The organism is Aliibacillus thermotolerans (assembly GCF_027853235.1).
In the GTDB taxonomy this organism is placed as follows: domain Bacteria; phylum Bacillota; class Bacilli; order Bacillales; family Marinococcaceae; genus Aliibacillus; species Aliibacillus thermotolerans.
Genome location: NZ_WKJG01000007.1, coordinates 42,708 through 68,643 on the forward strand (window position 1 = coordinate 42,708; position 25,936 = coordinate 68,643).

General features: G+C 39.0%; 29 protein-coding genes. 17 read left to right on the forward strand and 12 right to left on the reverse strand.

What is annotated here, in order from left to right:
• Window positions 1–9: 9 nt before the first annotated feature.
• Together GJS40_RS00650 and GJS40_RS00655 are read left to right on the forward strand one after the other, a co-directional pair.
• Window positions 10–1,977: an AMP-binding protein gene (locus GJS40_RS00650; protein WP_270895331.1), complete on the forward strand. Its 1,968-nt coding sequence runs from the start codon at window positions 10–12 to the stop codon at window positions 1,975–1,977.
• A gap of 109 nt (window positions 1,978–2,086) precedes the next feature.
• Complete coding sequence (locus GJS40_RS00655) at window positions 2,087–2,296, forward strand: alpha/beta-type small acid-soluble spore protein (protein WP_270895332.1); 210 nt, start codon at window positions 2,087–2,089, stop codon at window positions 2,294–2,296.
• 114 nt (window positions 2,297–2,410) lie between these two features.
• Here GJS40_RS00655 and GJS40_RS00660 read toward each other — a convergent pair whose 3' ends face one another.
• Window positions 2,411–2,578, reverse strand: a complete 168-nt coding sequence (locus GJS40_RS00660; RefSeq protein ID WP_270895333.1) for a hypothetical protein — start codon at window positions 2,576–2,578, stop codon at window positions 2,411–2,413.
• Between the two features lie 64 nt (window positions 2,579–2,642).
• Window positions 2,643–2,870 (reverse strand): DUF5342 family protein, encoded by a 228-nt coding sequence (locus GJS40_RS00665; protein WP_270895334.1) that lies wholly within the window; start codon window positions 2,868–2,870, stop codon window positions 2,643–2,645.
• Window positions 2,871–2,996: 126 nt separating this feature from the next.
• On the opposite strand from GJS40_RS00665, the gene GJS40_RS00670 reads away from it, so the two are divergent.
• From GJS40_RS00670 to GJS40_RS00680, 3 genes are all read left to right on the forward strand, one after another.
• Window positions 2,997–4,133 carry a DUF445 domain-containing protein gene (locus GJS40_RS00670; RefSeq protein ID WP_270895335.1) on the forward strand — a complete coding sequence of 379 codons (1,137 nt, stop codon included), beginning with the start codon at window positions 2,997–2,999 and terminating at the stop codon, window positions 4,131–4,133.
• Between the two features lie 77 nt (window positions 4,134–4,210).
• The gene (locus GJS40_RS00675) at window positions 4,211–4,564 is read left to right on the forward strand and encodes a YlbF family regulator (RefSeq protein ID WP_270895336.1); all 354 of its coding nucleotides are present in this window, start codon (window positions 4,211–4,213) and stop codon (window positions 4,562–4,564) included.
• A 178-nt stretch (window positions 4,565–4,742) separates the two neighbouring features.
• Window positions 4,743–5,582 (forward strand): HAD-IIB family hydrolase, encoded by an 840-nt coding sequence (locus tag GJS40_RS00680; protein WP_270895337.1) that lies wholly within the window; start codon window positions 4,743–4,745, stop codon window positions 5,580–5,582.
• A gap of 64 nt (window positions 5,583–5,646) precedes the next feature.
• Here the strand turns inward: GJS40_RS00680 and GJS40_RS00685 are convergent, their stop codons facing one another.
• Window positions 5,647–5,826 (reverse strand): YhzD family protein, encoded by a 180-nt coding sequence (locus GJS40_RS00685; protein WP_270895338.1) that lies wholly within the window; start codon window positions 5,824–5,826, stop codon window positions 5,647–5,649.
• A gap of 231 nt (window positions 5,827–6,057) precedes the next feature.
• Between GJS40_RS00685 and GJS40_RS00690 the strand changes: the two genes are divergently transcribed.
• From GJS40_RS00690 to GJS40_RS00715, 6 genes are all read left to right on the forward strand, one after another.
• The gene (locus tag GJS40_RS00690) at window positions 6,058–6,432 is read left to right on the forward strand and encodes an LSm family protein (protein ID WP_270895339.1); all 375 of its coding nucleotides are present in this window, start codon (window positions 6,058–6,060) and stop codon (window positions 6,430–6,432) included.
• Between the two features lie 127 nt (window positions 6,433–6,559).
• Window positions 6,560–7,786: a metallophosphoesterase family protein gene (locus GJS40_RS00695; RefSeq protein ID WP_270895340.1), complete on the forward strand. Its 1,227-nt coding sequence runs from the start codon at window positions 6,560–6,562 to the stop codon at window positions 7,784–7,786.
• Window positions 7,787–7,790: 4 nt separating this feature from the next.
• On the forward strand, window positions 7,791–10,535 hold the full coding sequence (locus tag GJS40_RS00700; RefSeq protein ID WP_270895341.1) for an ATP-binding protein: 2,745 nt from the start codon (window positions 7,791–7,793) through the stop codon (window positions 10,533–10,535).
• Window positions 10,536–10,550: 15 nt separating this feature from the next.
• A complete protein-coding gene (locus tag GJS40_RS00705; RefSeq protein ID WP_270895342.1) occupies window positions 10,551–11,240 on the forward strand; it encodes a response regulator transcription factor in 690 nt (229 codons plus the stop codon).
• Window positions 11,237–12,589, forward strand: a complete 1,353-nt coding sequence (locus GJS40_RS00710; RefSeq protein WP_270895343.1) for a sensor histidine kinase — start codon at window positions 11,237–11,239, stop codon at window positions 12,587–12,589. The genes GJS40_RS00705 and GJS40_RS00710 overlap by 4 nt, the downstream gene beginning before the upstream one ends.
• Before the next feature lie 58 nt (window positions 12,590–12,647).
• On the forward strand, window positions 12,648–12,914 hold the full coding sequence (locus GJS40_RS00715; protein WP_377902075.1) for a sporulation YhaL family protein: 267 nt from the start codon (window positions 12,648–12,650) through the stop codon (window positions 12,912–12,914).
• A 65-nt stretch (window positions 12,915–12,979) separates the two neighbouring features.
• On the opposite strand, the gene GJS40_RS00720 is transcribed toward GJS40_RS00715, so the two are convergent.
• Window positions 12,980–13,867: a peptidylprolyl isomerase gene (locus GJS40_RS00720; protein WP_270895344.1), complete on the reverse strand. Its 888-nt coding sequence runs from the start codon at window positions 13,865–13,867 to the stop codon at window positions 12,980–12,982.
• Window positions 13,868–14,033: 166 nt separating this feature from the next.
• Between GJS40_RS00720 and GJS40_RS00725 the strand changes: the two genes are divergently transcribed.
• On the forward strand, window positions 14,034–14,126 hold the full coding sequence (locus tag GJS40_RS00725) for a YjcZ family sporulation protein (RefSeq protein WP_270895345.1): 93 nt from the start codon (window positions 14,034–14,036) through the stop codon (window positions 14,124–14,126).
• A 53-nt stretch (window positions 14,127–14,179) separates the two neighbouring features.
• On the opposite strand, the gene GJS40_RS00730 is transcribed toward GJS40_RS00725, so the two are convergent.
• A complete protein-coding gene (locus GJS40_RS00730) occupies window positions 14,180–14,362 on the reverse strand; it encodes a hypothetical protein (RefSeq protein WP_270895346.1) in 183 nt (60 codons plus the stop codon).
• A 122-nt stretch (window positions 14,363–14,484) separates the two neighbouring features.
• Here GJS40_RS00730 and GJS40_RS00735 point away from each other — a divergent pair, with 122 nt between their 5' ends.
• A complete protein-coding gene (locus GJS40_RS00735; RefSeq protein WP_270895348.1) occupies window positions 14,485–15,066 on the forward strand; it encodes a YpmS family protein in 582 nt (193 codons plus the stop codon).
• Window positions 15,067–15,503: 437 nt separating this feature from the next.
• Here the strand turns inward: GJS40_RS00735 and GJS40_RS00740 are convergent, their stop codons facing one another.
• The 4 genes from GJS40_RS00740 to GJS40_RS00755 form a co-directional block, all read right to left on the reverse strand.
• Entirely contained in the window at window positions 15,504–16,058 is a 555-nt protein-coding gene (locus GJS40_RS00740; protein WP_270895350.1) for an HTH-type transcriptional regulator Hpr, read from the reverse strand.
• A 17-nt stretch (window positions 16,059–16,075) separates the two neighbouring features.
• A complete protein-coding gene (locus GJS40_RS00745; RefSeq protein ID WP_270895352.1) occupies window positions 16,076–16,420 on the reverse strand; it encodes a YtxH domain-containing protein in 345 nt (114 codons plus the stop codon).
• A 239-nt stretch (window positions 16,421–16,659) separates the two neighbouring features.
• On the reverse strand, window positions 16,660–17,739 hold the full coding sequence (gene serC / locus GJS40_RS00750; RefSeq protein WP_270895354.1) for a 3-phosphoserine/phosphohydroxythreonine transaminase: 1,080 nt from the start codon (window positions 17,737–17,739) through the stop codon (window positions 16,660–16,662).
• Window positions 17,740–17,754: 15 nt separating this feature from the next.
• The gene (locus GJS40_RS00755; protein WP_270895356.1) at window positions 17,755–18,189 is read right to left on the reverse strand and encodes an HIT family protein; all 435 of its coding nucleotides are present in this window, start codon (window positions 18,187–18,189) and stop codon (window positions 17,755–17,757) included.
• Window positions 18,190–18,367: 178 nt separating this feature from the next.
• On the opposite strand from GJS40_RS00755, the gene GJS40_RS00760 reads away from it, so the two are divergent.
• Window positions 18,368–19,960, forward strand: a complete 1,593-nt coding sequence (locus tag GJS40_RS00760; RefSeq protein WP_270895358.1) for a long-chain-fatty-acid--CoA ligase — start codon at window positions 18,368–18,370, stop codon at window positions 19,958–19,960.
• Between the two features lie 44 nt (window positions 19,961–20,004).
• On the opposite strand, the gene trhA is transcribed toward GJS40_RS00760, so the two are convergent.
• The 3 genes from trhA to GJS40_RS00775 all read right to left on the reverse strand — a co-directional run bounded on the left by trhA (window position 20,005) and on the right by GJS40_RS00775 (window position 21,673).
• Window positions 20,005–20,652, reverse strand: a complete 648-nt coding sequence (trhA, locus tag GJS40_RS00765) for a PAQR family membrane homeostasis protein TrhA (RefSeq protein ID WP_270895359.1) — start codon at window positions 20,650–20,652, stop codon at window positions 20,005–20,007.
• 21 nt (window positions 20,653–20,673) lie between these two features.
• On the reverse strand, window positions 20,674–20,982 hold the full coding sequence (locus GJS40_RS00770) for a winged helix-turn-helix transcriptional regulator (protein ID WP_270895360.1): 309 nt from the start codon (window positions 20,980–20,982) through the stop codon (window positions 20,674–20,676).
• A gap of 100 nt (window positions 20,983–21,082) precedes the next feature.
• Window positions 21,083–21,673: a cell wall hydrolase gene (locus tag GJS40_RS00775; RefSeq protein WP_270895362.1), complete on the reverse strand. Its 591-nt coding sequence runs from the start codon at window positions 21,671–21,673 to the stop codon at window positions 21,083–21,085.
• Window positions 21,674–22,040: 367 nt separating this feature from the next.
• Here GJS40_RS00775 and GJS40_RS00780 point away from each other — a divergent pair, with 367 nt between their 5' ends.
• From GJS40_RS00780 to GJS40_RS00790, 3 genes are read left to right on the forward strand one after another with little or no spacing between them, the layout of a single operon-like run.
• Entirely contained in the window at window positions 22,041–22,781 is a 741-nt protein-coding gene (locus GJS40_RS00780) for an ABC transporter ATP-binding protein (protein ID WP_270895363.1), read from the forward strand.
• Entirely contained in the window at window positions 22,781–24,007 is a 1,227-nt protein-coding gene (locus tag GJS40_RS00785; protein WP_270895365.1) for an ABC transporter permease, read from the forward strand. Before GJS40_RS00780 ends, GJS40_RS00785 begins: the two co-directional genes overlap by 1 nt.
• A gap of 1 nt (window position 24,008) precedes the next feature.
• Window positions 24,009–24,740, forward strand: a complete 732-nt coding sequence (locus GJS40_RS00790) for an EcsC family protein (RefSeq protein WP_270895366.1) — start codon at window positions 24,009–24,011, stop codon at window positions 24,738–24,740.
• Window positions 24,741–25,936 lie beyond the last annotated feature (1,196 nt).

Genomic DNA, 25,936 nt, shown 5'->3' on the forward strand with positions numbered 1-25,936 from the left:
GAAGAGAAGATGTCTGGAGAACCAAAATGGATTCCGACTTCATCTTATATCAAAGAAACTCGTTTATATCAATGGATGAAAAAGTTAGGGTTTGACGATTATGATGCGTTTTTAAATGCTTCCACAGACGATATCGCTTGGTTTTGGAAAGAAGCAGAAAAAGCATTAGGAATCGAATGGTTTCATCCTTATACAGAAACAGTCAACCTCTCCCAAGGGATTCCATGGCCGAAATGGTATGTGGGAGGAAAGTTGAATGTTGTCCACAATGCCGTGCATAAATGGGCAGAAAAGGAAAATACAAAAGATGCGCCTGCTTTAAAATGGGAAGGAGAAGACGGAGAAGTTCGCGCGTATACTTATCAAGAGCTAAAAAAAGCGATTGCACAAGCCGCGAGTGGTTTGCGCCAGTTAGGACTTCAAAAGGGAGATGTTGTCACCCTTTACATGCCGATGATACCAGAGACGGTGATTGCGATGATGGCCATTTCCCAACTCGGGGCCATCTTTTCACCGACTTTCTCAGGATATGGCGCAGAAGCAGTAGCGACTCGAATGAACGCATCGGAATCGAAAATGTTAATCACTGCCGATGGCTTTCTTCGACGAGGGAAAGCGGTTCCGATGAAAAAAGAAGCCGATGAAGCAGCAAGACGAACACCAACGTTAGAAAAAATGATTGTCATCGAACGGTTAGGAAGCGATGTCTCTTGGGATGATAAAAAAGATGTCGCTTGGTCTGAGATGATGAAGACTGGTGGTGCTTCACCGACTCCGGATGTAGCGTCTCTTCCAAGCGATGCCCCAATGATGCTTATTTATACATCGGGAACGACCGGAACACCAAAAGGAACGGTGCATACCCACGCTGGATTTCCAATAAAATCCGCATTTGATGCCGGAATGTGTATGGATGTTCGCCCGGGAGACACCCTCTTTTGGTTTACGGATATGGGTTGGATGATGGGACCGTTTTTAGTGTACGGCTCCTTACTGAATGGCGCGTCGCTACTCATGTATGAAGGCTCTCCTGATTATCCTGCCCCAGACCGCCTGTGGCAAGTAACATCCGACCATGAAGTGACCCATGTAGGGATTTCTCCGACGCTCATTCGTTCTTTAATGAAACATGGAGAAGAACATGTGACGCGTCATTCGCTTTCTCGATTAAAAGCGATGGCGTCTACTGGAGAACCGTGGAATCCAGAACCGTGGAAATGGTTATTTGAAACGGTAGGAAAAAGCCGGATTCCAATCATTAACTATTCCGGCGGAACAGAAATTTCCGGTGGCATTCTCGGAAATGTGCTTGTAAAACCAATTACACCGATTACGTTTAACACCGCGATACCTGGCATGGCTGCCGCAGTTTATAACGAAGAAGGGAAACCGGTCACCGGAGAAGTCGGTGAACTGGTCCTGACCAAGCCGTGGGTTGGGATGACAAATGGCTTTTGGAAAGAAAAAGAGCGATATGAAAACACGTATTGGAGTCGCTTTCCAGATGTATGGGTGCATGGTGATTGGGCGATTCAAGATGAAGAAGGTTACTGGACCATCACGGGTCGTTCTGACGACATTTTAAATATCGCCGGAAAACGCCTTGGACCGGCGGAAATGGAGTCTGCCTTAGTGGAACACGAAGCAGTTCGAGAAGCGGGAACGATCGGTATTCCTCACGATGTCAAAGGAGAAGAAGCCATTTGTTTTGTCGTCTTGCAAGACGAATACACGTTTACAGACGAACTGGAAAAAGAACTGATTGCCCTTTGTGGGGAAAAACTCGGGAAAGCATTACGTCCATCGGCCATATTTCCAGTTGACGATTTACCGAAGACGAGAAACGCAAAAGTCATGCGTCGGGCGATAAAAGCAGCCTTTTTAAACAAAAATGCCGGAGACTTATCCTCTCTTGAGAACCCGGAAGCAGTAGAACATATTCGCCAATTGGGCAAAACATTTAAAAAAACAAATTAACTGCTATCCATCACCTTCCTTCTCTTTACCTAAAATTACTATCTTATTTCAAGCATACAGTTTTTGTTTCGATACAAACTATGGGTACAGAAGAAGGGAGGTGAGAAACATGGCAAACAGAAACAACTCCAATCAATTGCTTGTACCTGGTGTAGAACAAGCATTAGAGCAAATGAAATATGAAATTGCAAGTGAATTTGGGGTAAACCTTGGTGCAGATACAACATCTCGCGCTAACGGTTCTGTTGGGGGAGAGATTACTAAACGTCTTGTCTCTATGGCTCAACAGCAAATGAACGGGCAAAACCCACAGCAATAAATAAAATAAATCATGGCTAGCAGGCTGCCTTCTAAGTGACGTCGTTACGTCACGGAGGCAGCCTCTTTTATTAGATAAGAAAGGGGGATGATTTTGTTGCCCCTTTCTTTCTTATTAGTTTTCATTAGGCGGTTTTTCTTCATCTAACTCCCTTGCTGCTTCAATTTGTTCTTGACCGTATTTCACGTGAACGGTCCCCCCTGCCATCCCTTCATTAATCATACGATCGACATCCATCGCATAATTTTTATCTTTTAATTGTCCTTTTTGCTTTTTGTCCATGCGCACACCTCCCTTCCTACAATAGAATGCCCGATTACATCATCCTCATTCTTGTAGGAAAATGTTAAGAAGAAGGCGGAGTGTGGTCTTCAAAGACATGGTATAACATTAAATCGTGGATAGAAGCTTCTAATTTTTCTTTATCAAGGGAAGAAGGTTCATTATCCCAAGTAATTTTACCAGTTTGAAGATACGTTCCTGTCAAATATTTTCCTTGATAATAAAAAGAAAATGCCCATTCTTTTTGCAATAGATTATTTTTCTTCTCTTGCCATTGGAAATGTGATATCATCTTGTCTCCTCATTTCTCACCATTTCATTTGTGTTGCATTTTATCATAGTTGTCGATTGTTGCCGAATCCTTTCCATCTTGATAAAGTTAAAACAGTTCTATATGCGTAAAAGGAGATCATGCATAATGAATAACGTAATCGTAGTAATGATGATGATCATCATTGGGGCAATGATCGGTGGTGCGACGAATTTTTTAGCCATTCGCATGTTATTTCGCCCGTATACACCTAAATATATCGGTTCTGTTCGTCTCCCTTTTACTCCTGGATTAATTCCTAGGCGGAGAAGAGAAATGGCCACACAGCTTGGTCATTTAGTTGTACAGTACTTGTTAACCCCTGACAGTATGAAAAGAAAAATTGAAGAAAGCCAATTTCATGAGAAAATTGAGACATGGTTAATAGAAGAGTGTCAACGCTTCTTACAAAGTGAACGCTCTTTATCCGAAGTAATGAATTTCTTATTCAACGAGACGTGGACAAAAGAAACATTCAGCAGTAAAACGGAAACAATGATAACAGATAAATTACATCTTCTTCTGCAAGAGAAAAAGGAGAAAAAAATCAAAGAAGTAATCCCTTCTTACGTATTAAGTGAGTTGCAATCGATCATTCCAAAAATTTCCCGTGCGCTTACTGAAAAAGGAGCAGCTTATTTCCGTACACAAGAAGGCCGGGCACAGCTAGAAATGCTTTTGAATAAATTTTTAGAAGGAAAAGGCTCGATGGTGAACTTTGTTGGTACAATATTTGGAAGCGAACGAATCGTGGATAAAATGCAACCAGAAATCATCCGCTTTTTTGAAGATCCATCTTCTGAAAAAATGATGAGACAATTTTTGTTGAAGGAATGGAAACAGTTAGAGGAAAAGCCGTTTGAAGTGATTGCACAATCACTCAATGCAGAGAAACTGGCAGAATTTCTCACGAAGAAAATTGTGCAGGAAATTCCTATTTATCAAGTGATTGACAAGCCTTTGCATGAATGGACTGCTCCTTATGAGTCGATCATTATAGAAAAATGGTTACCTCATGTCACTCATCATTTGCTTCGTTTATTGTCTCATCGACTCGTTTTTTTACTACAACAATTCCAATTAGAAGAAGTAGTGCGCGAAGAAGTGGATCATTTTTCTGTGTCGCGACTAGAAGCAATGGTGCTTAGTATCGCAAAGCGAGAATTAAAAATGATTACGTACTTAGGAGCGATGATCGGAGGAGTAGTTGGTTTCATACAAGGTCTTTTCGCATTACTTTTTTAATATTTCTCTAAAAATCAATGTCACCATCTTCCATTTCATGTTATCCTTCAAGTACAGCATAAAAAGGAGGACTGCATATGTCCAATGTATATGATAAAGCCCATGAGCTTTCTCGCACTATCAGAGAAAGCGAAGAGTTTCAGCAATTAAAACAATTGCATGAAGCAGTAGAACAAGACGAAATTGCCAAAAGAATGTTAGATAACTTTCGTCAGCTTCAGTTAAATTTACTGCAAAAAGAACAACAAGGACAAGTACCAACGGAACAAGAAATTACTGAAGCGCAGAAACAAATGGAATTAGTGCAGCAACATGAAATGATTTCTAAACTTATGGCGGAAGAACAACGCGTCAGCACGTTGATAGGAGATGTTAGTAAAATTATTACAGAACCGTTAGAAGAACTATACGGTGTTCCTGATCAAGAATAAAATGAAGTCTTCAAGATTCTCGCAGAAAACGTGGTTGTTTAAATTGTCGGCAATGGGACGATTTGAACAGCCACATTTATTTTAAGTGTCAATGCTGTTCCCTTTTTCTCACGTTCTAAATGACGGATGGACAACATAAGTTACAGTAGAAATGCAACTTGTGAGGAGGAGGGTCATCATGAGCTATAAGTTACTTGCGCTTAGTGTTGACGGGGTGTTATTAAAAAGTAATGAACGGATGTCGAAAGAAACGAAAGAAGCCATTGAATTTACTCGCAAAAAAGGAGTACATGTCGTCCTTGTGACGAATCGAAGTTTTCCTTCAGCGAAAAAAATTGCAAAACAATTGAAAATGGAACACGAAATGATTAGTCACGGTGGTGCGCTTCTTTCAGGAATTTCAGGGCTTCCGATTTTGGAATTGCAAATGAATACAGATGTTGTGTACGATGTCACGCAACTGATGGAAAGGTACCCTTGTCGTATTCAGTTAGAGAATCAAGAGATGGAATTAGAAAACAAACATCCGCAAACGAGAAAAGGGTTAGGAAAAATACAATTTAGTTTAGGAGAAGGATTGTTTCAGCCGAAAACCTATACGGATTTCATTTCAACGAAAGTGTATGAAAAGCAATTAAACGGTTTGCGGTTATTTGGAGAATTTGAAAATGAAAAGGATGCACAGCGTTGCAGCGCACAAATCAAAGAAAGTATTCCGGATATTTTAGTGGAAGAGTGGGGGACGCAACTCATCATCAAGCATAAAGAAGCTACGAAAATGAAAACTTTATCGTACTTGCTGCATGAGCTAGGAATATTTCCGGAAGAAATGATTTATATTGGGTCTGGATTATCCGATATTGAAGCGGTTCGCATGGCGGGGATTGGAGTCGCGATGGGGCAATCTCCTGATTCGCTCAAAGAAACGGCCAATTGGGTTACCCGTTCTAATGATCAAAACGGCATGGCCTATATGATTAAAGAAGTATTCCGAAAACAAATGAAAGTTCAAATTTAAAAAGGAAAGGTGGAATTTATCCCCTTTCCTTTCAGCAAAACTTAGTTTATGTTCACGATAGTTATTACCTTTTAAACATAATGATTTTTCCGTTTCGTACGAGACGGAATGTTTTATTTTCAACCTGTTCTTCTTGTAGCCTTTTTCTTCCGTGTTGTTTTGCTTCTTCGTCACGATCGAATTCAAAAGTTTCATTTAATAACAAAGTTCCGTCTTTATCAAAGGCCGTCAAAAAATATTGCATATGCCTACCTCCTAAAGCGACTGAATACTCAATCAGTTTTATTCATATTTTACGTGAAGAATGACATGGTTGCAAGTGGCATCCTCTCCATATTGACGGGTCGAACTTCTTTATGCGTTAAGTAAATGTTTGCTGTTTATTTGATTGAAAAGGATTTTTATGGAAATAGTGCACAATCGCCCGCCCAATGAATACGATATCAGAGAATGAGAAAGGGAGGTTGGTGCAAATATGCATATGTATGATGTATGTAAAGACCATATTGGCCAATACGTATCTTTACAAACGGTCAATCAAGAAGAAATTACAGGGTACATTGAAGATGTAGATGAAGAACATGTATATATGATAGTCCCGGATTACGGAGAGGATATGATGGGACACTATTACCATTCGATGGGAAATATGAGAAGACCTTACGGATACGGCGGTCGTCCCGGTGGTTGGTGGGGTAATCCTGGTTACGGGGGACCATGGTATGGAGGTAGTCCTTGGTATGGCGGTGGATATTACGGAGGGTATTATCCACGTCCGCGTCCAGGATTTCGCCGCATTGCTCTTCCGCTTGCAGCATTAACAGCCATCGCTGCACTTCCTTTTATATAACGACATGATGAAAACCTCTATCCTTTATCCAAAGATGGAGGTTTTCTTTTGCGCAAGAGAAAGGGAGCATATGTTTCTCATTTTGTGTATACTGATACTTAAGAGATGGAAGTAAAGGATGAAAAAGATGGAAAAAATTCGCTTCATTCATGCCGCAGATCTTCATTTAGGTAGTACATTTCCTCATACCGATGGCGCAAAGTCTTTCATAAAAGAAGAATTTGAAAGAAGTATTGAATATGCAGTGGAGCGGATGATACAAGATGCCATTCAATTCCAAGTCGATTTTATTATTTTAGCAGGGGATATATTTGATCAAGAAAATCGAAGTATTCGTAGTCAAATATTTCTTAAAAGAACGTTCCAACAGTTACAAGACGTTGGTATTCAAGTATACATGGTTTTTGGCAATCATGATCCGCTTCATCAAAAATACGCTTTTGACACATGGCCACAGCATGTGCATGTGTTTGCGACCACTCCCGAAGTGAAAGTATTTTACAAAAACAATCTCCCCGTATGTCATTTGTATGGATGTAGTTATAAAACGCGCCATGTAAAAGAAAACTTGGCGGCGTTGTATGAAAAAAAAGAAGGCGCTCTTTATCATATTGCAATTTTACACGGCCAGGATCGAATGAGTGAAGAACATGTGCCCTACGCACCTTTTTCAAAAAATGAATTATTACATAAAGAAATGGATTATTGGGCGCTTGGTCATATCCACCAACGCACATCGCTTCATGAACGCATTCATTACCCGGGAAATATTCAAGGAAGACATGCAAACGAAACAAATCAAAAGGGGTATTTATTAGTGGAATTAGACGATGATCAGATAGAAGTGGCTTTTCAAGCTGTTTCCCCCATCGTATTTAAAGATATATTTATTCCGTTGGCGGCAGAAGATACGCTCGATCGTTTAACGGAACACTTACTGGAAGAACTACGTGTACACCGCAACAAAGCAATGAAAGGAATAGCGGCTCGCGTTATATTAGAAGAGGCTTCTTCTTCTTTCTCTGATCTATTTCAACGCGAGGCGCTAGAAGAATTTCGGGAAACATTGAATGATATCGGAGCGACCGAGGATCCTTTTTTCTATATTTATCAAATGGACAATAAGCCAAAAAAGTCGTTCGCTATTCCTGAGGAGAAAGAAAATACCTTTTTAAAAGACTTGCATTTGCAGGCAAATGCGCTTTATCAAGATGCAAAAGAAATGGACGTCTATTTGCGCGAGTTATTCGATCATCCCGTCGTAAAAAAACATATTCCGCTAGAAAACTTGGACAAAAAGACACTTGTAGAAAAAGGAACACAAATGATTCACTATTTGTGGGAAAAGGAGTAGAACAGTGAAGATTCGCAGACTTCATATTTACGGTTTTGGAATGCTCATAGATGAAGTGATTCCTTTCAATGATACGTTTCATGTCATTCAAGGACAAAATGAGTCCGGTAAATCAACGATTCATGCGTTTATCCAAGCAATTTTATTCGGTTTTCCGACAAAAAAGGAAAAACTTCTTCGTTATGAACCAAAAACGGCGTCTGCTTATGGTGGCAATATGATGGTGGAATTAGATAACGGTGAGACAGTAACGATCGAACGAACGATGAAAAGAAAGGCAAGAGGGGATGTAGTTGTATCTTTTGAAAATGGAGAGACGGTGGGAGAACAATGGTTACGACAAATGCTTGGCAATATCAATCGCACTACTTTTCAAGGGATTTTTTGTTTTGGACTTGACGGACTGAGCGAAGTTGGACAATTAAAAGGACAGGAATTGAATCAATATTTATATGAAGCAGGGACAACTGGAACCCAGAACCTCCACCTGGTGGAAAAAGAACTAACGAAACAAATGGAACAGCTCTTTAAAAAACAAGGAAAAAAACCAATCATTAATCAGATGCTTCTCGAATTACAACAGATACAATGGGAGTTAAGAGCGTGGGAGAAAGAATTTGATCGTTACGATCAGCTTTTAGATGAAAAAGAAAGACTTGTACGAGAAATGGAAGAAATAAGGCAAGAAAAGAACCGGCTACAAATAAGACTGATGGAATCAGAACGAAAGCAATCATTAAAAAAATTATGGGAAGAACAGCAGTCGTTAGTCAGAGAGAAAAATTTTTTAAAAAAGTTTCCCCTCATTTCTACAGAAGTAGAGGAAAAGGTGAAACAATGCGTTTCTGCGTTAGAAGAAAGAAAAGAACGACTCCTCCAATGGGAACAGTGGAAAGTTGAAGAAGAAAGAAACATGACTGGAGCTTCTATACGTGCTACCTTTATGAGAGAAAAAGAAGCAATCACAGTTATTAAAGAACAAATGCCTCTTTATAAAAAGCTCAACGAAGACTACGCTCGTTTACAACAAACAGAACAAAATATCGAGGACAAACTATGTCAATTAAACGAAAAACTTGGCACATTGCCGGAAGAACAATTAAAAAAAGCAAGTACAACCGTTTTGGCAGAAGAGGATTTAAAAGATTTTGTAGAACAATATAAACAGTCAAAAGCAACATATGAGCAAGTTTATGTGCAGAAAGAACAAAAAGAAATGGTATTAACTAACGTACAAGAAGAATTACAAAAGATGAAGAAAGACAAAAATAACGATAAAAATCATCCCTTTCATGTTGCGATGCAATTCGGAGCGATTGTTTTTTTGACCCTCGCTGTCTCGGAATGGATTCGTGGGAATATTTTTTTAGGAAGTATTTCGTTATTACTTATGCTCCTATGTAGTTGGTTTTTTTGGAAAAAACCAACCTCCACTTCCCTTTCTTACAAAGAAAAAGAGTGGGAATATGATAGAGAATCTCGCGCCTATGAAGAGATACTGTCACAAGCGGAGAATGCTCGTGCACGTCTGATGAAAGCGGAAAAGTCTTTACAAGCTTGGAAGGAAAAGTACTGTTATGACTTTGTTCCTTCCATCGATCGACTAGAGGTCATTTTTCCAATCGTAAAAGATTGGCAAGCCCATTGGCAAGAATTCATACAGATAAAAAAAGAAATGGCTGCGATTCAAGCACAAAAAGAGCGAATTGAAACGGGCATCAATCTTTTCAGAACGAAAAAAAGCGATGTTTATCAAGAAGGATTTGAAGCATTGGTACAAGAATTTCTACAAGAATGGGAAGTAGCCCAACGAAAACATGAACAGTATGACATGCGAGCAAATGAATATTTAAAAAAATATCAACAAGCGAAATTGGATAGAACCTCTTATGAAGAACTTGATCATCAATTACAAAGGATATTCCAAAAACACCAAGTTCATCGCTTAGAAGAAGTGGCAGAAGGAGTAAAACATAATCGTCGTTACAAAGAGATTCTACAACATCTTGAGTGGATAGAAGAAAAAATGAAAGAACAAGAGCCGAAGGAAAGCGTCAGGAAAAAGTGGTTGATGGAATTTGAAAGCGACGAGCAGGAATGGATGGATGACAATCTCGCTTTAAAGGAAGCACTCACGGAAATTGACGACAAGCACATGACGTTACAAGAAACGCTCGCGCAAGTGAAACAACAAATTCAATTTTTAGAGGAAGATGGCTCGTATGAAGAAAAGTTACAACTGTTTTCAGAGAAAAAAGAAGCGTTGCGTCAACTAACGGAAGAGTGGGCCGTACTAAATACTGCAAAGCTGTTGATGGAAAAAGTTAAAAAAGTGTATGAGCGGGAACGCCAACCGAAAGTAGTTCAATTAGCATCGGAGTATTTTTCTTATATGACAGGGGAAGCACAATATCGATTATTTGCTCCGGTGGGAGAGAACACATTTGTCGTTGAAAATTCTCAGGGGATTCGTTTTACGCCTGAGGAATTAAGTCGTGGCACAGCGGAACAATTGTATTTATCCCTAAGGTTAGCTCTTGCCGATACATTTTCACAACCGGAACAGCTACCGCTTATTATGGACGATCCTTTTGTTAATTTTGATCACGAAAGAAAAAGCAGGGTGTTTTCCTTATTTCAAAAAGGGAATAAAAATAGACAAATCATTTATTTTACGTGTCACGATTTTCCTCACGCCTCGCTCACCGCTTCCCAAGTTACTTCTCTATCTCAACATCATCTTAACTAGAAAGGAACGATGAAAGTGAGTAGTCAGCCGTATAAAATCTATTTAGTAGAAGATGAAGCCAACTTATTAGAAGTGTTAAAGGCGTATATGGAAAAGGAAGGGTGGGAAGTACACGTTTTTGACAATGGAGACGATGCGCTACAAGCAATCGACGATCCTCCTCATTTATGGGTGTTAGATATTATGCTTCCAGGAACAGACGGTTATCAAATATTAAAAGAAATTCGAAATAGAGAAAACAATATACCAGTGATATTTATTTCGGCAAGAGACCAAGATTTAGACCGAATTCTTGGGTTAGAAATGGGAAGTGATGACTACTTAGCAAAACCGTTTTTACCACAAGAGTTAATTATACGAGCGAAAAAATTGCTACGAAGAGTATACGGAGAAGAGACGAGTGACACGAGAAAAATCGAAATTAACAACTATGTGATAGACTTTGAAGGTAGAACCGTCATTGATAAGGAAAATGAGAATGCTCTCGTTGATTTAACGACAAAAGAAATGGATCTTGTCTTGCTTTTAACAGAAGAAATTGGACGCGCGATGTCTCGCGAAGAAATCATTGAAAAAGTATGGGGGGAAAATTACTACGGTTCCGAAAGAGCGGTAGATGATGTCGTTCGTCGCGTTCGCAAAAAAATGCCTCGCATTCATTTGGAAACGTTGTATGGATTCGGTTACCGTGTTTTATCATCATGATGAAAGTGAATTTAAGTCGGCGTATTTGGCTCTCTTTTATAGCAATTGTCGTCGTTGTCGGTTTAACCGTCGTTATCGTCTATCCTATCTCCATTAAAGGGACGCTGACGGATGAAACGTACCGAATCATTGAACAAGAACAAGCACGAATGGCAAACCCATTTAGTGAGTACTTCACCCCACCAGAATCTGAAATTGATTTTATTGAACGACGCGAAGCAGAACGATCGGTTGGTCATTTGTTTCTTTTAAATGATTTTAATACGCTCAGAGGAGAGCCGGTACCTCCGGATACAGTGTTAAAAGAAATGGTTTCTATGGCTGTCAGTCAAGAGCAAGATAGAGCGCGTTATGAACTTACTTATAACGATGCTACTTTGTTCTATGTCATTACACGCATTGAATCAGATGGGGAGGAAGTGTATCAAATCTCGTATATGTGGGATACGTATCGTGATTTGATGGTGAATCGTCTTTGGGAGCGGCTCATCTATTTATTGTTGGTAGCGACAGCTCTTAGTTTACTCCTTGCCATTTGGTTAAAACGATATTTACGTCAACCGCTTAAATTACTTGGCAATCGGTTTGAACAAATTGCAAAACGTAATTGGAAAGAACCGTTTCGAATTGAAGGTGATGATGATTTCAAAAAATTGTCTGACCAATTTGAGGAAATGCGGCAAAATTTAATTCGTTATGACCGCTCACAAAAAACGTTTATCCAACATGCTTCTCATGAATTAAAAACGCCCATTATGGTAGTGAAAACTTATGCTCAGTCCGTGAAAGATGGTATTTTACCGAAAGAAAACATTGAAAAAACGATGGATGTCATTTTGGACGAAGCGAATCGAATGGATAAACGGGTGAAAGATATGCTTTATTTTACAAAGTTAGATACGTTAAAGAAAGAAACAATTAATATAGAGTCGGTTTTGTTTGGAACCATCGCTTTTCGAATCGAAGAGCGTTTTCGTATGCAAAGAGAAGATATTACTTTTGTCATTCAAGGAGCGGACGTTCGCATCGATGTGGATGTGGAACATATGCAAATTTTGCTTGAAAATTTAGTTGAAAATGCGCTCAGGTATGCGCGTGATACGATTTGGATGAAAGCGGAGGAGCGAAAAAAAGAGTTTGTTATTTCTGTGGAAAATAACGGGAATCCGATTCCGGAAGAGGATATACCATATCTTTTTCGACCGTTTCGTAAAGGAAACAAGGGACAGTTTGGATTGGGATTAGCTATCGTAGAACGTATTGCTTCCTTGCATCATGGCATACCGGAAGTGAAAAATACAGAAGACGGTGTTGTTTTTCAAATTTCGATTCCAAAAGAAGGGGCATAATTTAACAAGAGTGTCATACGTATGAATAACGGACAAGTTGAAAAAGAAGGTGGTACGTATGACTACTCGTTCGAAACGATTCATTGGTGCGCTAGTAGTTGCTTTTATCCTGCTTGTGACATGGCAACGTTTTTTTGAAACGCCGGGAGCGCAACCTCCTATATGGGTCGTTCTCGCAGTTTTTGGCATCATTTTTAGCGGCTATATGTGGAGAGTAACGAGCAAAAAAGAGAAGGAAGAAGAAGAACGATGGATTGAACAAGAAGGAAGAATTTACATTCGCCGCATGGAAAAAGAAAAGGAAAGAAGACGATTATCATCCTAAGATGCCCATGAAAACACCCTCTCACGCACAAAAAATCGCTTGAGAGGGTGTTTTGTAACATCACATTATGATGATTGCAGCCAATCTTCATACGTACTTTCTTTGACGTCAATATTTGCTTCATCAAACAATTCTTGCACGACTTCATCAGGAGATTTGGCTTGTTCACTGCGCATGCGCTCTTCGATATCTTCTTCCACTTCTTCGTAGGTGCTATTTTTATCTAATAGTTCGATGACATGAAAGCCATATTCTGTCTTCACCGGTTCACTAATTTCTCCCACTTCCATCGAAAATACTTTTTCTTCAAATTCTTTCACCATGTCTCCCCGGTAAAATGTACCTAAATCCCCGCCGGAAGAAGAAGCAGCTGGTTCGGTGGAATATTCTTCTGCAAGGTTTGCAAAGTCTTCTCCGTCGTTTAATTGTTCAATCACCGTTTCTGCCGTTTCTTTATCTTCGACTAAAATATGGCGAGCATGTACGGATTCAAGCTCTTCTTTGTTTTCTTCATAATATTCCTTTTTTCCTTCTTCTGTAATTTCCACCTCTTCAACAGCCAATTGATCAATGACCATCTGTGGTTTTAAAAAGTTTGTTTTAAATTCGTCCACTGTTTCAATGGGAAGTTGAAACTGCATTTGCATCATCGTAAGCAATTGTTCATCGTCTTCTAATCCATACTCTTCTTTAAAAGATGCAAATTCTTCCTCCACATCCTCTTTTGTAATACCTAACTCTTCTGCTTTGTCTTCTAACAAAATATTACGTACCATTTCATTTAAAATCGGTTCACCGACTCGATCTTTTAATTCTGCGACAAATTCTTCTTCTGTAATCGTCGTGTTATTTATTTGAACAATTTCTTTTCCGTTTTCGGAAGAATCACTGTCGTTACACGCACTCATCAGGAAGATCGTGCCAATGCTTGCTATTAATATTTGTTTTTTCATTTGTACTCAACCCCTTATAGCAAATAACCATGATAACAGTCTATATCATACCATAAGAAATATGGGGATAAAATAATCTATCCAACCCCGTTCTAAGAAGTTCGCCTAAACCAAATGATGAAATGTTACATATAGTATCACTGAAAGAAAAAGAGGAGGTGCTTTTATGTCATCAACTGGAGGATACTACGGTGGTGGATTTGCTCTTTTAGTTGTGCTTTTCATTTTATTAATTATTGTAGGTGCTGCGTGGTATTGATAAGCACCTTACATTTCCCAATAGATGATCTCGATAATTTTCGAGATCATCTATTAAATCGTCCATAACTCTACGAAGGTAGAGGTGAAGAGAATGGTGATTAAAATATTAATGGTACGGAAAACTTTCGGTTGTCGGTCGTCAGGTATTTCTTTTTGAATGCAGAGGGCATTAGTCATGGAATTGATTACGAAAGAATATCCGATGGCAAAAAGAATGAATAAAGGTATGACCATACATAACCCTCCCAAAAAATACTGTCTTCTTTACTGTAACAAAGTTAGAAAAAAAAAGATAGATAGTTTTCATTGCAATAACCGTCTCGAATAGAATAATAATAAGAGGAAGGAGAAAGAAGGTGAAGAACATTATGGATAAAAAACAATATATTTGGAAGTGGTTATTTTTTTCTCTTCTCATTGTAAATATTTCTGTGATTGCCATCATTTTTTCACTTGTTTTTTTAGTCGGGAGGGAAGCCCAAGTTGATACATATGAAAGAAAGGACAATTCATCCTTTCAAGCGTATATGTCCTTACAATTTACACCGACGCAATTAAATGAATGGTTAAAGGAAGAGTGGAGTCATGAACAAGTAAATATTTATTTTGGGCAGGATACGATTCAAACGGAAGTTTCCTTTGATATTTTTGGACAAACGACCCATATGTTCATCGCATTTCAACCAAAAGTGCTACCTGATGGTAATGTAGGTTTAACGGAAACTTCATTTTCCCTTGGGGGTTTCTCAGTTCCTCCTGGCATGGCTCTATCTGCCCTTCAATCTCAAGTGGACGTTCCTTCATATGTGGAATTGTATCCGAATGACCGTTTTATAGTCATCAGGTTAGATCAAATTTCATTTAAAGGAGACTATTATTTAAAAGCAAAGGAAGTCGATTTAGAGAAAGGGTCTATCGAGCTGCTTGTTGGAAAATAAATAAGTCAGTTCAAAAGAGAGGTGCTCACCAAAACTTGGTAAGTCTCACTTTTTTATGCACAAAAAGGACACCTAAAAGTGATGAGACCAATTGCATGTGACACTTTTTTCGTACTATCTTATCAGGAGTGGTCACAAGAGGGGTGAAATTGTAAATAAACGGGTCATTCATTTGGAGCACTTTGATGATTCATGCGACTCATTTCGCTTTAGAAAAGAAGATGAATCGTCCCAGAACGTTTCATACGACCAGTTATTATGGTCAACTTTAATATACAGATTGCCATGAAATATGCGCTTCTTGGGTTGGTGCTTCTGGCGGTAAACTTAAGGAGAGATACCGCCAGAAACGATAGCCCAATCATAGGAGAAAGGAAAAATCATACAAAAATGGTTCCAAGCAAATTTTCGTACTCGAAACATTTTCTGGCTAAGAGTCATTTCGTAAATGTCAGCGTGCCGTCATGATCCACAAATTCTTTATCAAATACTTCTAAAGATTTATCTAAAATGTCAACAAAATCTTCTCCATACACGTGTCTGACAATTGTGATCAATTCTGTGAATTCAGGATATTTTCCGTACAACTCTTTTAACGGAAGGGAACCACGGTACACTTCATATGTGTCCGGGTTATATGCTTCAAGTGTTTCCAGTAATAATTTTTTCCCTTCCGATGTTAATTCAATGTATGTGTTGCGTTTATCATCGGTCTTTTTTGAAAACGTTAACAATCCTCTCCGCTCTAATTTTTTTGAAAAATTAAAGGCAGTAGACACATGCATGACACCAAATTTCGCAATGTCTGAAATTGAAGCACCATCTAAATGAAAGGCAATCCAAATAATTTGGTGTTCATTTATATTTAAATCAAATGGTTTTACCCATTCTTGCCAATCTTTTTCTACCGATTTCCACAGTGCTTTTGTGATTTGAGCAAGCTTGTGGCTAAATAAAATGGATTGTTTCAAAGACGTTGGTGCTGGGCTCATCATCCATTCCCTCCGTTTTAATTATCACTTTTTCGTATTTGTTTATTCAACAGGGCGATTGCATCCGCAATTTCTTGTGCTTGTTGCTCTATTTTTACCATTTCCGGTTTCACTTCTTGTTTATATCTTTTGAGAGTTTTTTGTACTTTTCTTGTCATTCCATCTAATGTCTCTGGTCCTTCGATTGGATAAGGGAGTTTCAACTCACTTTTTCTTGATGAAAACCAAGTATTTTTCTTTTTTTTGATTAAATTTCTCGTACTTCTCCCTGATTGAGGTGTTGTTAACAGTAGGGTAATGCTCCCGATCGCTATTCCAGTGAGCAAACCACTTATTAAAGATTTCGCGTCCAATTTTGTCACCTTGCCTTTCCGCAGCTCGTGAAGTTACTATTCATTTTATCAAAAAAGTATTCTAATACATATAGTATAGAAAAAATGTCTGAATTTGAAAAGTATTCTTAACTAAGAGAGTGCGTCAAATTTTTCTAACTAAGGGAATAACGAGAAATACCGCTTGTTCCGTGAAAGTCTATCCTTCTTGTAAAAATAAAAAAAGCGAATCAATTGTGAAGAGTCACAGCTTGATTCGCTCGTTTTATTTATTGATTTTTGTTTTGGAAATCGATCATAAAATCGCGCAACGCTTCACATGATTCTTTTGTGACAGCATTATAAATTGACGCACGGCACCCTCCGACAGAACGGTGGCCATTCAGTCCGACGAAACCTTTTTCTTTTGCTTCTTCCAGAAAACGTTGATTGAGGGTTTCTGACTGTAAATTAAAGGTGACATTCATGTTGGAGCGGCTCTCTTTTTCTGCATGTCCAATATAAAAACCGTTACTTCGGTCGATGACGTCGTAGAGGAGTTCTGCTTTTTCTTTATTTCTTTGTTCTATTCCTTCAGGTCCACCATTTTCTTTGACCCATTTTAATACTAAATTTAGCATATAGATCGCAAAAGTAGGTGGGGTGTGGTATAAAGAATTTTTATCTGCATGGGTGCTATATTTTAATAGCGTAGGAAGATTTTCTGGTGTTTTTTCATGGAGCTCTTTTTTCATAATAACTACCGTTACTCCTGAAGGGCCAAGATTTTTTTGCGCTCCAGCATAAATGAGAGAGAACTTCTCAATCGGTAACGGTCTGCTTAAGATATCACTTGACATATCCGCAATCAGAGGTGCTTTTGTTTCAATATGAAAGTCTTGCCACTGCGTTCCAAAAATGGTGTTGTTGGAAGTAATGTGAACATACGCATCATCATCAGATACATCAATTTCATTTGGTATATATGTATAGTTATCTTCTTTTGATGAACCGCCAATTTTTGTTTCTCCAAGTAATTTTGCTTCTTTTAACGCTTTTTCCGACCATGAACCGGATAAAATATAATTTGCCGTTTGCCCTTCACGTAAAAAGTTCATCGGAATCATGGCAAATTGTAAACTGGCACCGCCTTGTAAAAAGAGAACGTCATATTCCTCTGGGATACGTATTAATTCTTTCAGTAAATCAATGGTCTCATTGTGCACTTCTTCGTATTCCTTACTCCGGTGGCTAAGTTCCATGACGGACATGCCCGTGTTGTTAAAGTTTGTAAGTTCGCTTTGTGCTTTTTCCAGCACTTCTAATGGTAATGCTGCTGGTCCAGCATTGAAGTTATGTGCTCTTTTCATACATTCTTCACTCCTTTAATTTTTTAAATGACGAGCAACCTGCTCTCGAATATTCGCTAAGTCTTCTTGTGAATATTTCCTGCTATTGTTTGTCCAATGATACTTGAAACCATCTTCTTCCCCGTAACGTGGAATGAGATGAAGGTGGTAATGAAAAACTTCTTGAGAAGCGGCTTTTCCGTTATTGTTGACGAGATTCATCCCAAGGGGAGAAAAAGCGGCTTTCAGTGCATTGGCTACTTTTGGAGCCACTTGAAACAATGTTGCTGCAGTGGACGCTTTCAATTCAAAAATATTTTCCTCATGGGATTTTGGAATTAATAGCGTATGTCCTTTCGTCACTTGAGCGATGTCTACGAAGGCCATCGTCTCCTCGTCTTCGTAGATGATTGCAGCAGGAATCTCTTTATTTACTATTTTACAAAAAATACAGTCTTCCTGATGACTCACGATAATCTCACTCCCTTTGTCGATAATATCATTATTTTAACAATAGCTACAGCAAATCACAATTTGGAATGATCTGTTTTATGACAGATTATGAAAAAATAATAAACTTTATTACAAAACACTATACAAAAATGATATACTAAGATTGTATTGTACTATTGAAAGGGAGGAAGCAATCATGTATGTACCTCTTGTATTAACACAGTTTCTTGACAGAGCAGTAAAATTATATGGAGAAAAAATTGCAGTTATTGATGGGAGTAAGCAAGTGACGTATTCCGAGCTCAATGATCGGGTAAATCAATTATCCCACGGTTTGAAAGCGCTTCAAGTGGAAAAAGGGGATAAAATTGCCTATTTGGCACCAAACACTTTAGAGATGTTAGAAGGTTTTTATGGTGTTTTTCAATTAGGAGCAATCATGACTCCATTAAATACGCGTTTAAAAGCAGCGGATTATGAATTTATTTTAAACCATAGTGAAAGTAAAATTCTTTTTGTGGAAAAAGAGCTATTCCCTCTTATAGAACCCGTATTAGACAAGCTTCAAACGATAGAAAAAATCATCGTGCATGGTGCGGAAAAAGATACAGATCAATATATGAGCTATGACCGTTGGAGGGAACAATATCCGACCACTCCATTTGATAGAGTAGAGTTAGACGAGATGGATGAGGCGACTCTATTATATACAAGTGGAACGACAGGTAATCCAAAAGGAGTATTACTCACTCATCGTGCGAATTACTTACATGCAATGTCTGTGATGCATCATCTTCGCGTATCTGATCGAGACACACTTCTACACATTTTACCGATGTTCCACGTCAACGGATGGGGCTCACCTTTTTACTACACTGCCAACGGAGCAACGCAAGTGATGCAACGAAAAGTAATTCCTCCTGAGATTTTTGAAAATATTAATAAGTATCATGTAAGCGTTGCCCATATGGCGCCAACTGTCTTGACCATGTTATTAGAACATTTTGACGAAGGAAACGTAGAATTAAATAAAGACCAAGATATGCGGATCGTTATTGCCGGCTCCGCTCCACCTCCTGCATATGTAGCCAAAGTGGAAGAAGAGTTAGGATGGGAATTCATTCAAGTGTATGGAATGACAGAAACATCTCCTTTAATGACCATCTCTCAAATCCGTCCACAATATGACGATTTATCCAAAGAAGAGAAATATGCGTTAAAAGCAAAAACTGGCTATGATATGATTGGATGCGAAGTGAAAGTTGTTGATGAATCTGGAGAAGAAGTACCTTGGGATGGCAAAACAATCGGAGAAATCGTTCTCCGTTCAAATACGGTGATGAAAGAATATTTACAAAATCCAGAAGCAACAGCAGAAACGATTAACAATGGCTGGTTACACACAGGTGACATGGCTGTACGGGATGAAAAAGGATACGTGCAAATTGTTGACCGAAAAAAAGACGTGATCATTAGTGGAGGAGAAAATATTTCTTCGATTGAAGTAGAGGGATATTTGTACGATCATCCAGAGATTAGTGAAGCAGCTGTCATCGCTGTTCCACATGAAAAATGGGGAGAAGTTCCTCATGCCATGGTTGTCAAAAAGAAAGGAAGCAATTTAACGGAAGAAGAAGTCATTGAATATGCACGTAGTAAAATGGCTCATTTTAAAGCACCAAAAGGAGTTACTTTCTTAGACGAGCTTCCAAAAACTGCATCAGGAAAGATTCAAAAAGTCCAACTCCGGGATCAATATTGGGGAGATAAAGACGTCAAAGTCAATTAAAAAAAGAACCTTGGGATGTATTTCCCGAGGTTCTCTTTGATGTCCTATGATAGTGGCAAAACATACCAATATACTGCGAAAAAATGAAACAAAGATCCAGCTAATACAAAAACATGCCAAATAGCATGATGATAAGGGAAATGTCGCCATAAGAAAAAAATGGTTCCAATCGTATATAACAATCCGCCACCAACGAGAAAAAACAATCCCGACGTTGGTAAGGCCGCTTGAAGTTGGTCCCACGCAAATACAATCATCCACCCCATCAACACATACATGAGAGTCGATGCGAATTTAAACCGTTTCACAAAAAATACTTTAAAAATAACTCCTAAAAAAGCAAAACTCCATACAATACCGAATAATATCCAGCTAAGGGGGCCTTCAATCACATGAAATAAAAACGGAGTATATGTTCCTGCAATAAACAAATATATTGCCGAGTGATCAAATTTTTCAAACATATCTTTTGCTTTTCCTTCTTTAAAACTGTGCAACAAGGTGGAAGAGAGGTACAATAACAGCATTGTTGTTCCGTAAATGGTGACGCTAATAACATGTAAGGGGGAAGTGTGCAAGCTAGCAAAGGTAATCAAGACGGAAAGCGCTACGATACTTAAAACAATTCCGATGGCATGAGTGATGGCATTGGCAAGTTCCTCTTTTCGTGAAAATAGATGGATTTCATTCATACTATACCTCCATAGTCGTTATTACATCCATTTCTCGCCCCAAGTTTGAATGGCCTTGATGACCGGAGAAAGTTCTTTTCCTTTTTCAGTTAATCTATATTCAATGCGAACAGGTTTTTCCGGATACACATACCTTCTTACGATAGCATGAGCTTCTAATTCATTCATCCGTTCCGTTAACAATCGATCACTCATTTCCGGTATTTGCGCTTTTATTTCTTTAAATCTTTTTGGTCCATCGAGCAGCACTCGAATGATCAGCCCGGTCCACTTTTTACCAATTAAATGCATGGCCGCTTCGTATTTCGGACATATCTTTGTTTCATCCATCTTTTTCACCTCTTACCCCTATTTTACCATATCCGTTTCATAGGAGTAATGTAGTATATAAAATCACCTGTGGAATGTCATTTCCACAGGTGATGTTACGTTACCGGGCAAAGATATGATTACCAATAATAGTGGTAGTTTCTCTTGTAGCAATCCAATGATTTGTTGCTTTTTCCGGGTTATAGAAAAACAATGAGCCATGACCTTGCCCTTCAAAGGCGAGGGCTTCCTTCACTGCTTTTTTCGATTCTTTATCAGCTGGTTGATTAATGGTTCCGTTTTGAACCGGGGTAAAAGATGGGTTCCCTGTTGGGGAAACTTCATAAATCACTTCTTTGATACTGTTTGGAAATTCCGGACTGTTGACGCGATTGAGTACAACGGTTGCCACAGCTACTTTACCAGCGTAAGGTTCTCCTTTTGCTTCAGCGCTGACAAGTCTTGCGAGCAGTTCTTCTTCTTCGGGAGTAATCCCTTCTGGAATTGTTAATTGTTCTCCTACGGTTACAGCATTGGTAGATTTATTGTTTTCCTTTTTAATATCAAGGACAGAGACGCCGTGGTCCATCGCAATTGTCCAAAGGGTATCGTTTTCATTCACCGTATGCGTTATTTCCGCTTTAGTATGATCGATGAAAAATAAGAAAGCGAAACAAATGGTTCCGACACTAGAAATCACTTTCGAAAACATCGCGCTTGTCCCTCCTGTTTTTTAATCTGTCGTAAAGAATAACAAAGATTTGTGTCAATTTTCGTGGGAATTTAATCCATTTAAAAAATGAAAAAAGGAAATACCGATAGAGACAGGAAGGAAGAGATTTTTTTAAAAATAAATAACAACCGTGTAACAAATGCAATATATCCTATTATTTAGTTATCTCGCCAATTGTACGAAAAAATTGTTAATATTATCTTACAGTTTGAAATAAAAAAGTATCGGTCAAAATCCCATTGTTGTAGTTAACTAAGGTGCGAAAGCAGATTATCTTAGTTGAAGAAGAGATATCGTTTCTTTATGATGATTAATGTAGAGATAGTTTCGGTAAAGGAGCAATGGAATGAGTAGATTATTGGAAGTATCGAATATAAGTGGAGGCTACAATATCCATAAACCGGTGCTACATCAACTTCAATTTCATGTCGATGAAGGGGAAATTGTCGGATTGATCGGTTTAAACGGTGCAGGAAAAAGCACAACGATCAAACACGTCTTAGGATTAATGGAACCTACCGAGGGTGAAATTAAAATAAAAGGGAAAACATTGAACGAAGCGAAAGAGCAATATCGAAAAACATTCACTTATATACCGGAGACACCTATTCTATATGAAGAGTTAACCTTATGGGAACATTTACAATTAACAAAAACAGCTTATGGATTACCGGACAAACAATTTGAAGAACGAGCTAATTTTCTGTTAAAAGAATTCCGAATGGAAAAGATGAAACATTGGTTTCCAAGCCATTTTTCCAAAGGGATGCGACAAAAAGTAATGATCATGTGTGCGTTTCTGATCGAACCATCTCTTTATATTGTCGATGAACCTTTTGTTGGGCTTGATCCTGTGGCGATTAAGTCTCTCTTAGATATGATGATGGAGATGAAAGAGCGAGGTGCTGGAATTTTAATGTCCACACACATTTTATCCACTGCGGAGCGTTATTGCGATCGTTTTATTTTGTTGCATGAAGGGCGTATCAAGCTGATCGGAACGATACAGGATTTGCAAGAACAAGCAGGTATGCCAGGCGCTAACTTAGATGATTTATACATTGAAGTGACAAAAGGAGCAATATAATGGATGTCAACACATTATGGAAAGAAAGAGCTAGTTCCTTTCGAAATGAAGCATTTCGATATCTCCGTTTAATTGGAAATAGTGGCTTTATGTTTAGTTTATACGCTCTCTTTTTAGCAGGTGGATATTTTTATCCTTCCTTCATTGCTTGGCTGCCGGAAAGTTTTCCAGTAGCGTTTGCCTTTACGATCGTTTTTGCATACTTACTCACGAGGACGCCACTACGTACTTTTTTGAAGGAAGGTGACGTCGTATTTCTCCTTCCTTTAGAAACAAAGATGCACCCGTTTTTTCAGCGGTCTCTTATTTATTCTATTTGCGTGCAGTTTGCCGCTGTCGCTTTTCTATTTCTTATTTTAGGTCCGTTATTTCAAGATCGCATTACAGATGAGACGAGCTATTTTTTTCTCGTTTTTTTATTTTTGTTTCTCAGTAAATGGTGGAACAACGCTGCAAAATGGGTAGAGTTGCGTCTGCAAGATCAAAGGGAGAGACGCTTTTCCACTGTGGGAAGGTTTGTCATCAATGTCATCTATCTTTATTTTTTATTTGTAGCAGTATCTCTTCCCTTTACCATCGTGATTCTTATCATTAAATTTGTTTTATACGTGTTATACTATCGTCGTTTACTTGCTCATCATCCGTTAAAATGGACGCTACTGTTGGAAGAAGAGTCGGACCGTACTGCGCGTTTTTATCGTTTTGTCCAATCTTTTACGGACGTGCCTTATATGAAAGCGAAAGTAAAGCGAAGACGGATGTTGTCCGCACTTTCTGATTTCTTCGTATGGAAAAGAAAAAATATTTATGACGTCATGTTTTGGAAAGCTTTTCTTCGTTCGGGAGAATATTTGGGTATCTATGTCCGTTTGCTTTTTGTAGGAAGTTTAGTCATGTACGCCTTCCCATCTGAGTGGGTGAGATTAGCGGTGGCACTATTGTTTTTATACATGACCAGTGTCCAACTAAAGACCATTCGCTTTCACTATGACGTGCTTTTATGGCCGGATTTATATCCTGTCTCTCCGATGGATAAAAAGAAAGCTTTTGTACCGTTCATGCAAGTACTACTACTTATGCAAACGTGTTTATTTACGGTAGTATATTTTATAGTAGGGGAATCGCTTCGTTTGCTTTTCCTTTTGTTTATTCTTGGATTGTTATTTAGTTGGATGTATCCGTCCTTTCGATGGCAATATGGAAAAGAAAAAATGAGAGAGGTGTAAGATGAACGAATATGAGCGTCAGGCGGCAGAAGAAGTGAATAGATGGCTCAAACAACTGCGAAAATCCCCATCCATCACCGCTTCGATGGCAAAGCGTGTCCAAACGAAAATCAATCATTACATTCCCCAGAAAGTACACGATATCATGGGAGATGCAATTAAACATATGGTTCAAGGAGTGATTTACGGCTCGCAATATTTTCCGAAGGACTCCATCCAAAAAGCGGAACAGTTAGAAGAAGCAGATGAGAGAGTGATGAATTTAATTGAAGTGTACCAAAAAGGAGCGGCGGCAGAAGGGGCAGGGACCGGAGCCGGTGGTCTTATTTTAGGAGCGGTGGATTTCCCGTTGCTTTTAGGTTTTAAGATGCGCTTTCTTTATTCAGCCGCGTCCATTTATGGATTAAATCTTCATGATTTAAATGATCGGTTATATATTTTATATTTATTTCAAGCAGCTTTTTCAAGCGCAGAAAAAAGAATGGAAACGGCTGATACGTTAGAAGATTGGCAAGAAGTTGAAAAAGAAATATCGAAAAAAACGGAATTTGATTGGGTAAGTTTTCAGCAAGAATACCGAGACCATATTGATTTGGTGAAGATGTTGCAACTTGTTCCAGGTTTTGGCGCAGTCGTTGGGGCTTTCGCAAACTACCATCTCCTCGGACAGTTGGGAGAAGCCGCAAAACAAGGATGTCGGTTAAAATGGTTGAAGGAAAAGGGATTATGGTAAGGACTGCGAAAAGGGGAGGCGGGAACATAACTAGCCAAAAATGTTTTGAGTACTAACATTTGCTTGGAACCATTTTTGTATAGTTTTTTCCTTTCCTCTATGGATGATTGTTTCTGATGGAATATTACCTTAAGTGGACCTCCAGAAGCGTATTTCTTTGTGCCTCTTATGGAAGAACGTGAGTAGCACAAATGAGCCTCCAAAAATCTGAACGCTATCCGCCGGTGATAAGCAGGACGGCAGGTTCGACGCAAGAGAAAGTTTCCGGGAGGAATTCCCGTCATAAAACGTCATGGGACCGTTCGATGGGATTTTTATGCGAAGTTTAGTCGTATGGACCTTTTATGTGACAATTCATTGCATCGTTTTCGTAAAAACTGGTCGTATGAAACATGATGCGGCCTGTTTTTTCTAATTTCTTCCATTTTTGACTTTCATACGACACTTCACTCGCTGTTTTGACAAAATGAAGCGTCGTATGAAACGTTCATGGGACGATTTATCTTCTTTTTTAACGCGTAATGAGTCGCATGAAGCATAAAAGTGCATTAAATCACCTAAATATTTCCAATTTCAACCCTCTTGAGACCACTTCTGATCAGATTGTACGAAAAAAGTGTCGCATGACGCGTTCATACGACACTTTTTTCAGTGCGCCCGGCATGGGTGTAGTCTATAGGGTGCAAGTCCCGAGCCACGAAGGCAGAAGTAGTGGTTAGCTTAACGCAAGGGTGTCCGTGGTGACGCGGAATCTGAAGGAAGCGGGCGGCAAACTTCCGGTCCGAGGAACACGAACTTCATACAAGGCTAGGTATCACTGGATGAGTTTGCTGAACAAAACAAAGTCCTTTCTGCCAAAGGTGATACAGAGTAAATGAAGCGGATAGATGGAAGGAAAGACTACATTCTTACCCGGGGAGGCCTGATGGATACGTGAAGTACCCTTCATAACCTGTTTAGCGATAAACAGCTGAACCATCAGGAGTCAGCAGACGTCATAGTACGAATCGGTCTAGAACGATTCGGAAGGACGGAACAATGAAGAGAGAATAGCCCTTTGCATTCAGTCGGTCATGATGAACACAGAAAACGCGAGTACCTCACTTGAGGGAGGAGACGGTGAATTCCGTTGGGGACCTCTTGGAGGGTGGAGTGACCGCTGGCATAAGAAGATAAGCTATTCACGGAAGGACAGA